The sequence below is a fragment of the Georgenia wangjunii genome (assembly GCF_036421975.1).
Lineage (GTDB): Bacteria > Actinomycetota > Actinomycetes > Actinomycetales > Actinomycetaceae > Georgenia_A > Georgenia_A wangjunii.
The window spans coordinates 1-10,255 of sequence record NZ_JAZGON010000018.1 but is presented as its reverse complement, the minus strand read 5'-3'; the positions used below and the strand labels follow the sequence as shown (position 1 = coordinate 10,255).

The 10,255-nt window shown below is 72.8% G+C and carries 9 protein-coding genes and 1 pseudogene; 1 reads left to right on the top strand and 9 read right to left on the bottom strand.

Translation table 11 applies throughout. The features are described from left to right. On the bottom strand, positions 1 to 3,647 hold a 3,647-nt coding region (locus V2J63_RS15600), incomplete at its 3' end, for a 3-keto-alpha-glucoside-1,2-lyase-like domain-containing protein (protein ID WP_331231913.1). Positions 3,648 to 3,983: 336 nt separating this feature from the next. Between V2J63_RS15600 and V2J63_RS15595 the strand changes: the two genes are divergently transcribed. After that, positions 3,984 to 4,616, top strand: a complete 633-nt coding sequence (locus V2J63_RS15595; protein ID WP_331231912.1) for a nucleoside/nucleotide kinase family protein — start codon at positions 3,984 to 3,986, stop codon at positions 4,614 to 4,616. 128 nt (positions 4,617 to 4,744) lie between these two features. Here the strand turns inward: V2J63_RS15595 and V2J63_RS15590 are convergent, their stop codons facing one another. The 8 genes and pseudogenes from V2J63_RS15590 to V2J63_RS15555 all read right to left on the bottom strand — a co-directional run. Continuing rightward, positions 4,745 to 5,236 (bottom strand): pilus assembly protein TadG-related protein, encoded by a 492-nt coding sequence (locus V2J63_RS15590; protein ID WP_331231911.1) that lies wholly within the window; start codon positions 5,234 to 5,236, stop codon positions 4,745 to 4,747. After that, the gene (locus V2J63_RS15585) at positions 5,233 to 5,706 is read right to left on the bottom strand and encodes a pilus assembly protein (RefSeq protein WP_331231910.1); all 474 of its coding nucleotides are present in this window, start codon (positions 5,704 to 5,706) and stop codon (positions 5,233 to 5,235) included. The genes V2J63_RS15590 and V2J63_RS15585 overlap by 4 nt, the downstream gene beginning before the upstream one ends. Before the next feature lie 128 nt (positions 5,707 to 5,834). After that, a complete protein-coding gene (locus V2J63_RS15580; RefSeq protein ID WP_331231914.1) occupies positions 5,835 to 6,311 on the bottom strand; it encodes a TadE/TadG family type IV pilus assembly protein in 477 nt (158 codons plus the stop codon). Then, positions 6,242 to 6,439 carry a hypothetical protein gene (locus V2J63_RS15575; protein WP_331231909.1) on the bottom strand — a complete coding sequence of 66 codons (198 nt, stop codon included), beginning with the start codon at positions 6,437 to 6,439 and terminating at the stop codon, positions 6,242 to 6,244. The genes V2J63_RS15580 and V2J63_RS15575 overlap by 70 nt, the downstream gene beginning before the upstream one ends. 42 nt (positions 6,440 to 6,481) lie before the next feature. Further along, a complete protein-coding gene (locus V2J63_RS15570; protein WP_331231908.1) occupies positions 6,482 to 7,414 on the bottom strand; it encodes a type II secretion system F family protein in 933 nt (310 codons plus the stop codon). Further along, the gene (locus V2J63_RS15565; protein WP_331231907.1) at positions 7,411 to 8,271 is read right to left on the bottom strand and encodes a type II secretion system F family protein; all 861 of its coding nucleotides are present in this window, start codon (positions 8,269 to 8,271) and stop codon (positions 7,411 to 7,413) included. Before V2J63_RS15565 ends, V2J63_RS15570 begins: the two co-directional genes overlap by 4 nt. Before the next feature lie 2 nt (positions 8,272 to 8,273). After that, positions 8,274 to 9,509, bottom strand: coding sequence for a TadA family conjugal transfer-associated ATPase (locus tag V2J63_RS15560; protein ID WP_331231906.1), 1,236 nt, complete (start codon positions 9,507 to 9,509; stop codon positions 8,274 to 8,276). 436 nt (positions 9,510 to 9,945) lie between these two features. Continuing rightward, positions 9,946 to 10,255: pseudogene (locus tag V2J63_RS15555) on the bottom strand (PQQ-dependent sugar dehydrogenase); the annotation flags it as partial.

Sequence of the window (10,255 nt, the reverse complement as noted above, 5' to 3'; positions counted from 1 at the left end):
AGGGTGTTCTCGTAGGAGCCGATGCCCGGGGAGGCGAACCCACCCGAACCCACGTACTCCTGACCGAGGGCCTCCACGAACGCGAGCGTCTCGTCAAAGCTGGCCTCGTTCGTGTCGTAGTGCGAGGACGGCACACGCAGACCCAGCGCATCCGTCATCGCCCGGAACTCCTCAGCGGTGTACCCGTTGAAGTTCCCGCCGTAAGGCTCGATGTTCTCGAACCCGATGCTCGCCAGACGCTCGAGCACCGCCGGCAGACCGTCGGCGTTCACCCACGGGATGAGCGAGAACATCTGGACCGAGACCTGCTCCACCGGAACCAGGACCGGCTCCGCCGGCGTGGCGTCGAAGGTGTGGACCCACTCGGCCTGCGCCCCCTCGGCGAGGACGAAGCCCTCGGCCGCGCGGGCCGTGACCGTCACCGTGCCCGAGCCCGGGTACGTCCCGGCCGCGACCACCGCGTCGCCCACGACGTACTCCACGCCCTCGACCGCGGGGATGGTGAAGGTGTCGTTCTCCGCGCCGCCCTCGTCGGCGAACGTCACCGCTGCGGGCGCCACCTCCTCGGGGAGGTCGGCGAGGTTGGCGATCTGGATGTTGCGGTAGAAGACCGTCTCGCCGCCGCCGTGGTTCTGCACCCCGATGAAGCCGGAGCTGAGGTCACGGGCGGGGTCGGTGCTCGTGAAGTCGTTGACGAGGACGTCGTTGAGGTAGATCTTGATCGTGTCGTCGCCCTCGACGACGATCTCGTAGCTGTTCCACGAGCCGACCGGGTTGAGGGCCGCCTCGACGGCCTCGAGGTCTGCTCCCTGGAACGTGTAGACCGCACCGGTGGTGCGGTCGTCGGCGTCGGTGGCGTCGACCTGAATCTCGTAGCCCTGGTTCACCGCGACCCACGGGTCGTTGCCCGGGTTGGGGAACCCGACGAAGATCCCGCCGTTGTCGTCCTTGACGAGCTTCCAGTCGAGCTTGAGGCTGTAGTCCCCGAACTCCTGGCCCGTGTACCAGAGCAGGCCCATCCCGCCCTCGGAGCGCAGCGAGCAGTCCTGGTAGCGGCCGAACGACCCGGCGCCGGCGAGGCTCCAGTCCTCGAAGGTCGCGAGGGTGCCGTCGAAGAGGGCGGTGTACCCGGCCTCGGTGTCGAAGGGCTCACAGATGTCCGGCGCACCGACCGACAGGACGTCGAAGTTGACGTTGCCGTCGTCGCCCGTGTCGTAACGGAGGGAGATCGTGTTGGTCCCGGCGTCGAGCTCGACGTCGCGGGTCACGGTGCCCCAGTCCTTCCACGTACCGGTGCTCGGCAGCGCCCACGGCCCGACCTTCTCGCCGTTGACGTACAGCGAGACGTCCTTCGTGCCCTCGAACGGGTTGGGCCCGTTCGCGTAGCGCAGGTTCACCGGGTGGGTGCCGGCCGCGTCGACCGTGGCCGTGAAGCGGACCTCGGCGCCGACGTTCTGGATGCCGGCAGCGAAGCCGGTGCCGGAGTAGCCGCTGTGCTCGGTCGCGATGCTGGCGCCGCCGAGCAGGGTCGCCTCCTCGGCCTCGTAGTACCCACGGTCTGCCGGCGCGACGTAGCCGGGCAGGGAGTTGAGCGTGTACCAGGCCTCGGTGCTCAGGAGCTCGTCGCCGGACTCGGCCTCGAAGGGCCGCGGCGAGCGCACGTGGACCACGTGGCCGGGGGCGAGTCCGTCGATGGCCAGCGTGACCGTCCGGCGGTCCTCGGACACCTCGACGCCGGTGACGGGAAGCACTGCCTCCCCCACCTTGGGGCCGCCGTAGCTGGCGGTCGGGACGTAACGCCACTGGGTAATTTGGTAGGCGTCGGCGATCTCGGCAGCCGTCTCCGCGGAGACGGGCTGGGTGTACTCGATCTCGAACCCGCCCTCGACGACGCGCATCTCGTGCATGTCGAAGGTGTTCGTCCCGTTGGGGGTGAGCTTTTGCAGGCCGTACCGCAGCTTGCCGGACTCGCCCCAGTTGCCGCCCTCACCGATGCCGCCGACGTAGATCGCGCCGTCGGGGCCGACGATGGTGCGGTTGACGCCGGCCTCGAGGCCCGCGGTGTGGCGGAAGACCGCACCCTGGTACTCGCCGTCGACCTCCTCGAGGAAGGCTCGCTGAAGGCCGCCGTAGGTGACGTCACCGAAGAGCATCTGCCCGGCGAACGGGCCCTGAGTCAGCTGGAACGGCGCGCTCGGGGAGTTGCCGATCTCGTTCTGGGGGACCCACACGGCCGGCGGGGTCACCGGCTGGTCGTCGAAGGGCCCGGCCGGGTTGGTGTAGTGGTTGAAGAACCGGCCCGGCTTGATGTGGACGAGCTTGGAGCTGGGCAGCCAGTCGCCCTGGTTGTCCATGACGAACAGGTCGTCGCCGTCGGTGCCGCCCCACCCGATGCCGTTGGGGGTGCGCAGCCCGCCGGCGATGAAGTCGATCTCGCCGGTCTCGCGGTCGATCGCCACGGTCGTGCCGCGGTTCGCCGCCGGCTGCGGGTTGGTCGACGCGCCGCCGTTGTTGATGGCGACGGACAGGTTGACGTAGAAGTTCTCCTCGTCGTGGACGAGGCCGAAGGCGAACTCGTGGAAGTTGCCGCCGTCGGGCCACGTGGCGAACTTGCCGTCGGTGTACTCCGGGTTGCGGATGTAGGTCGGGTTCGCAGGGTCCGCCGAGGCGGGGTCGGGCACGAGCTCGGTGAGCCCGTCGCGCTCCGAGACGAAGATGGAGTCGCCGATGACGTCGACACCCATGGGGTTGAAGAGCTTGTCGTGGACGAGGCGGGCGGTCACGTCCTCGGGGCCGTCGGCCTCCTGGGCGCCGTCGAGGATGTACACCTGGCCGGTCTCGGGGTCGGGCTGCCAGCCGCCCGGGCTCACCTGTCCCGCGGTGACGACGACGAGGTCGCCGTCCTCGGTGAAGTCGAGCGCCGAGACCGCGGGGTTGAAGCCCTCCGGACGCAGGTCGGTCAGGGTGTAGCTCGGGTTGACGTCGTAGAGGCGCAGACCGTCACCGGGGGTGTCCGTGGCGCCCTCGCAGAACTTCACGCCGGGGGCCGTCACGCGGACGACGTCGCGGTCGGTGCTCAGGGCCGTCGAGGGCACGACGACGAAGCTGCTGCTCCCCGGCGTCCGCCAGGCCAGGGTGAGCCGCTGGCCGAAGCCGCCCTCGTAGTGCTCGATGCGCACCGAGTGGACGCCCGCCGTGAGGTTGACGGTCGCCTCCTTCGACGTCGAGTCCTGGGGCCCGTCGTTCTCGATGATGAGCTGGTCGTCGAGGTAGACGAGCGCACCGTCGTCGTTCGTCACGCGGAACGCGTACTCGCCGTCCTGGGGCACCGTGAGGTTCGCCGTGGCGTGCGTGATGAAGGTGTCCGCGGCACCGAAGTCGGCGTCGGTGCTCCAGTCGATGGTCGGCATGACCTTGTCGACGTTCGGGGTCGTCGCCGACCGCAGGGTGCACACGGCGCCCGGGTCGCTCGCGAGCTGGAAGGTCTGCAGGGTCACGCCCGGGACCTGGGCGGGAAGGTCGGCTGCCGCGGGCGCGGCCAGTGCTGCGCCCATGACGGCGGCCACGCTCACCGCGGCGACGGCTCTGCGGGCCAGCCGCAGACCGGGTGCTGCGCCCTGTGTGGGCTCAGCGGTACGTCGAAGCATCCTCACTCCTCTGATCGGCCAAGAAGCAGCGATGCGACGTCCTTGCCGCCATCGCTGGGCACCAACCGACGTTAGCCGGACTTCCGAGCACGGTCAATGATCTTTCCGCTGATCGGCGCCATAAGTGCGTGCGGAGTATTCAGTCGCAAGGCGAGAAATGCTCCGACCGTGCAGAAGGTGGCCTACCGGCACCGTCGCTCCCCATGGCGAGCGGTGGTCACGGTGCGTCGGTGCTCAGGGGGACGGCGCCGGTGCGCCGACGCCCGTGCCACCGCCCGTGCTCGCCCGGTCGCCGCATCGTTGTGGCCCGCCGCTACTCTCGGGAGGGTGACGCCGATGATCACACGCATCTCCGGGGCCGATACCGACGCCCTCACCCGGCGCGCCCGACGGCTCGCGCAGGCGGGTCCGCGGCGCCTCCTCGGCGTGACCGGCTCCCCCGGCGCCGGCAAGTCGACGCTGACCGCCACCCTCGTCTCCGCCATCGCCCCCGCGGCCGTCCTCGTCCCCATGGACGGCTTCCACCTCGCCGACGCCGAGCTCGACCGGCTTGGCCGCCGGGACCGCAAGGGCGCCCCCGACACGTTCGACGCCGCCGGGTACGTCGCTCTCCTGCAGCGCCTGCGCGCCGGTGGCCCCGAGACCGTCTACGCCCCTCGTTTCGACCGGCACCGCGAGGAGGCCATCGCCGGCGCCATCCCCGTGGCGACCGACGTCCCGCTCGTCATCACCGAGGGGAACTACCTCCTGCACGACGACGGCGCGTGGGCGGCGGTCCGGCCCCTCCTCGACGAGGTCTGGTACGTCGACATCGACGACGGGCTGCGCGTCGAGCGCCTCATCCGCCGGCACGTCGAGCACGGCCGGTCACCCGAGGCGGCGCGCGAGTGGGTGCTGCGCTCCGACGAGGTCAACGCCGAGCTCGTCGCCCGCACCCGGGACCGGGCGGACGTCGTCGTCGCCCTCTGACAGGCGCCGTCGGCGGCGCCGGTCCCGGCCGGTCACGTCCTCGAGACCGCGCGCACGGAGCCGGTCAGGTCACGCAGCAGTAAGGCCCCGAGCGGGCGCGGCCCGTTGCCTCCCGCACCCTGCCGATGTCAGTCTGCCCGCGCCGTCGAGCTGACCCGCAGCGCGATGCCGTCCGACCACGGCGCGAGCACCCAGGGGACGAGCGGGGGTCGCGCGAGCGCGACGAGCGTGACCTCAGCCCGGCGGCCGTCCGGGCTCCCCGTCGGGTCGACGACCGCGAGCCCCGCGAAGCGCCCCGCCATGGGTGAGCGGGCGAGGTGGTCGTCCACGGCGGCGCGCACGGAGGCGTCCGTCAGCGGGACGCCCGGCGCAGCCGCGGCGCCCCCGCCGTAGTACGCCCCGACGTCGACGGCGTCCGCCGCGTCGGCGACGGCCGCGTCCGCGAGGGCGAGAAGGCGCTTGCGCTCGATGTGGACCGCGGAGGCGCTGACGACGACGAGGACGAGCGCGAGCGCCAGCACGGCGAACCCGAGAGCCAGCAGGGTGATCTGCCCGTCCTCGCCCCTGGCAGCGACCGGGACGCCCTCGACGTGGCCGCCGCCGCCCCTGACGCGCCTCACGGTGCCGGTCCGAACTCGGGCACGACCGCGAGGTGCTGCGCGCTCACCGCGACCTCGAGCGGCAGGACGCCGCGCGCGAACTCCGGCACGAGCGGCAGCCCGACGGCGGTGGAGACCTCGACGTGCACCTCTGCGCCCGGCGTCAGGCACGGGTCCTGCTCGCACGTAAGGCGCAGCGCGTCGTCGGCGCTCACAGCGATGCCCTGGTCGGAGAAGGCCAGCTCGACGGCGACCCGGGCTCGGGCGACGCCGTCGTCCATCTCGTCCGCCTGCGCGATGACGCGCCCCGCCTCGCGGGCAGCGCCCTCGGCCGCGAACGTCGCGCCCTGGATGCGCCCTAGCGTGAGGACGAGGTAGACGAGCGGGACGAGGAGCACGAGCGCGACGCCGAGGAACTCGACGACGGCGCTCCCGCGGTCCGGCGCCGCGGCCCGGTGGGCGCTCAGCCGTCGGGAGACCGCCCGCACCACCGTCCCGATCGCCCTCCGACGCGGTGGCTCTCCGCGCTCCGCTCGCGGCGGGTGCGCCGCCGCCCTCGTCCGCTCCGACGGCGCGGGCCTCGTCCAGGAGCGCTGGGCCGTCGCCCCCGCACGCACGCTCACTCCTCCCGCACCGCGCGGCCGGTGACGTCGAGGACCCCGCTGGGGCCGAGCAGCCCGATGACCGGCAGGGGCGCCCGCACCCGCACCTCGACGAGGTCGAGGCCGCCACGGGTGACCTCGGACGCGACGACGTCGTCGCCGTAGCGTGAGGCCAGCGAGAGGTCGATGAGGTCGCGCGTGCGCTGGGAGGCGGCAGCCGACGACCCGCCCACGAGCGCACCGTGGCGCGCGCCCTCGCTCGCGGAGTCGATGAGCGTGTTGCGCACGTGCAGGACGAGCGCGAGCTGAAGGACACCCGCGACGAGCGCGACGAGCAGCACCGAGACGAGCACGAACTCGACGACGGCAGACCCGCGTTCGCCGTCGGCCGCGACCCGGTGCCGGCCGGCAGGCCCGGCTCCAGCTAGATCGACAGGACGCGCTGGATCGCCGTGTTGAACACGTTCGTCAGGGCCGGGCCGGCAAGGAGCCAGATCGTTACGACGAGCCCCGCGGTCATGAGCGTGACGAGCACCCAGCCGGGGACGTCTCCCCGCTCGGGGTCCTCGGCGACGAGACGTCGCCGCCAGACGGCGGTCACCCGGTGGAACCTTCTGCGCATCGTTCTCTCCTTCTCTCGGCAGGGCAGGGGCATGGCGGCGGCTCATAGGCCGACCTGGATGACGGCGAGCCCAGGGAAGAGGGCGAAGAGCACGGTCACCGGGAGCACGAGGAAGACGACCGGCACCATCATGGCGATCTCCTTCTTCCCGCCGGTCTCCATGAGCTCGCGCCGGGCGGCCTCGCGCGCGTCCTGCGCCTGGGCGCGGAGCACGCCGGCGAGCGGGGTCCCCCGCTCGACCGCCACCGCGACGCCCTCGGCGAAGCGCGCCACGGCAGGCTGCGACGTCCGCGCGCCCATGCGCTCGAGCGCGACCGCGAGCGGCACGCCCGACCGTGCCTCGGCGAGGGCGCGCTCGACCTCCCCGGTCAGCTCGCCGCGGGTCGTCCGGCTCACCCGTTCCATCGCACCGACGGGTCCCTCCCCCGCGCTGACGGCGAGCGCGAGGAGCTCGGCGACGGCGGGGAGCTCGGCGAGCAGCCGGTCCTGGCGCACGGAGACCTGGTGGCTGAGCACCTGGTCGCGCAGGACGGCGCCGCCCACGGCAGCGAGGAGGACGAGGAGGAGCGCCGGGACGAGGGAGATGCCGCGCGCCGCGCCCATGACGAGCATGAGCAGAAGCCCTCCGGCCAGCCCGAGGGCGGCGGCGATGACCTGCTCGAGGCGGAACTGCTCGAGGGTCATGGCACCGCCGCTGAGCTGGAGCCGGCGCCGGATGCTCACTGACGTGCTGCCGAGGCGCTCGAGCACGCGCGCCGCGTCGGTCAGGAGCGGGGCGAGGAGGTGCTCGAGGGTCGGGAACGGGGTGTGGCCGCGCGGCTCGTCGAGCAGCCGCGAGGTCCGCGGGCGCTCGCGCAGGTACGGCGCGACGCGGTGGACGAGGCGTGGCCGCGCCGCCGACACGCGCCACACGACGAGCCACAGCCCGAGCCCGAGCCCCAACCCGGCGAGGGCGCCGAGCGCGACCGGGCTCACCGCAGCACCCGGGCTTCCTCAGGCAGGCGCCCGAGCCGCACCATGAGCCAGTACGCGAGGACGGAGACGCCGGCCCCGACGGCGAGGACGACGGCGCCCGCGGTGCTGTTGAACGCCGTCGCCGTCTCGGGCCGGGTGCTGAGCATGAGCAGGACGATCCAGGGTGCCGCCGTCGCCAGCCTGGCCCCGTTGACGGTCCAGCTCTGGCGGGCCTCGAGCTCTCCACGGGTGCGGAGGTCCTCGCGAAGGAGCTGGCCCAGCGTGCGCAGGAGCCGGACGAGGTCCGTGCCGCCCACCTCGCGGGTGATCCGCAGCGCCTCGATGATCCGGTCCGCCACGGGATCGGCGAGCCGCGCCTTGAGCTGCTCGAGAGCGTCGGCGAACCGGCCCGTGGCCCGGTAGTCCTCGCCGAAGCGCGCGAACTCGGCTCGCACCTCCTCGGGCCCGCGCTCGGCGAGCGCCATGAGCGCCTCCGGGAGGGACATCCCGGCGCGGATGGCGGAGACGAGATCGTCGACCACTTCCGGCCACACACCGCGCAGCTCCGTGCGCCGCCGCCGCGCTCGGGCCCGGACGAGGACGCTCGGGGCCGCGCCTGCCATGAGCGCGAAGCAGGCGGAGATCGGGGGTGACGCCGTGACGGCGGTCGAGACGAGGAAGGTCACCAGCGACAGCGCCACCGAGGTCCCGACGAGTGCCGCGGGGCTCACCGCGGGTGCCCCGGCCTGGACGAGGAGGTCCTGCGTCCGCTCGCGCCACGTCGTGCCCGTACGGCGTGCGGGCGTCGTCGAGGGCCAGAACGACCACCAGATGCTCAGCAGCCCCGCCCCGAGGAGGAGCCCGACGACGGTCCCCACGGCTACCGCCCGCTCCCGCTCGCCAGGAGCGCCGCGACGTCGAACCCCGCCCACTCGAAGCGTTCGGTCCCGCCGGGGAAGCCCCCGGCCCGCACGAGCGTGCCGTCCTCACGGACGAAGATCTCCGCCGTCTCGACGACACCGTCCTCGACGCGGCCGGTGACCGCGACGATCTCGCGGACGGCCCGCCGGCCCTCCCGGTCGAGATCGAGGTGGACGACGAGGTCGACGGCGGCCGCCACGGTGGGGACCACGAACCGGCTCGAGACGTTCTCTCCCGCGAGCAGCGGCAACGTGCACATCTTCGTCACCGCCTCGCGGGCGGAGTTCGCGTGGACCGTGCACATGCCGGGTATGCCCGCGTTGAGGGCGATGAGCATGTCGAAGCTCTCCGCCTCGCGGACCTCGCCGATGATGATGCGGTCCGGGCGCATGCGCAGCGCCTCCTTGACGAGGCGGCGCAGCGGCACCTCGCCCGCTCCCTCGAGGTTCGGCTGGCGGCACTGCATGGCGACGACGTCGCGGTTGCCGAGCCGCAGCTCGAAGACCTCCTCGCACGTGATGATCCGCTGGCTGGCCGGCACCGCGCCCGCGAGCGCGTTGACCATCGTCGTCTTGCCCGCCTGGGTCGCGCCGGAGACGAGGACGTTGAGCCCGGCGATGACGGCGGCGTCGAGGAAGGCCGCCGCCTGGTAGGAGAGCGAGCCGAGCGCGACGAGGTCTGCCAGGCGCGAGGCGCGGGCGATGTACTTGCGGATGTTGACCGCCCACGAGGAGCGTGTGATGTCCGGGATGACGACGTGGACGCGCTCGCCGGTCGTGAGGGAGGCGTCGACGAAGGGCGAGGACAGGTCGAGGCGGCGCCCGGAGGCCCGCAGCATCCGCTCGACGAGGTCGCGGACCTGGGTCTCGGTGAGGATCGTCGTCGTCAGCTCGGCGCGGCCACCGCGGGCGATGAAGACCTTTCCTGGCTCGTTGATCCACACCTCCTCGATCGTCGGGTCGTCGAGGTAGCGCTGGAGGGGACCGAGGCCGGCGACGGCGTCGAGGAGGTCCTTCGTCGTCTGCTCGAGGTCGCTCACCGGCGGCACGAGCCCGGCGAGGGAGCGGTCGTCGTAGTCGGCGACGGCCGCGGCGACGAGGGCGCGGACGCCGTCGGCGTCCCGCGCCGGGTCGAGCCCACGCCGACGGATGAGCTCGCGGACCTCGTCCTCGAGCAGCACCGTCGCCTGGCTCACGCGGACCCCCTCCCGTGCGGCGCACGGCGCACGCGACGGGCGGCCGCCCGTGCACGCCGGTCCGGCGGTCAGTGACCCGCCGAGCCGCCGGCAACGGAGCTCCGCGCCGCGAGGTCCGGCGCTCAGGTCTGGAAACGTAGACCGCCACCCCGCCCCTTGTCACGAGCTCCGGCGAAATCTGTGGACAACGTCGGAGTGCGACGGGTGCTCGCCGGCCCGCGAGCGCACCCAGGGTCGACTCCTCGTCACGCCGTCGGCACCGTCGGTCGCGGTCCCCCGACGCGATCGAGGCCGAGCCGGTCCCCAGCAGGGCCACCGCGCGGATGTGGGGGGACGCACGAGGGGCGGTGGTCCGGCTGCTGCCGGGCCACCGCCCCTCACTTGCTCACCTGCTCACGTGCTCAGGTGGTCACGCGTCACTCACGTGCTCAGAGGGTCATGAGCACGAGTGTGCCGCGTAGGGCACCTCGATGACCTCGGTCACCGTCTCGCCGTCGATCTCGGCCGTGACGGTCACCGACATCTCACCCGCGGGGACCTGGCCGAGGCGGGTGGTGAACGCGTGGAGCACGCTCTTGCCCGCCGCCAGGGACTCCGTCGAGCGCGTGCCGTAGGCCGCGGCGACCTCCGCCGAGACCGGCACACCCTCACCGTTGGTCACCCGGGCCGTGAGGACCGTACGGCCCACCACGCACCGCGCGGACGTCTCGACCGAGACCTCGAGCGGCTCCGGCTCGGGGTCAGGC

Coding starts and splice junctions, on each gene's coding strand:
- V2J63_RS15595 (WP_331231912.1), top strand. CDS start 3,984: ATGATCACACGCATCTCCGGGGCCGATACCGACGCCCTCACCCGGCGC.
- V2J63_RS15575 (WP_331231909.1), bottom strand. CDS start 6,439: ATGCGCAGAAGGTTCCACCGGGTGACCGCCGTCTGGCGGCGACGTCTC.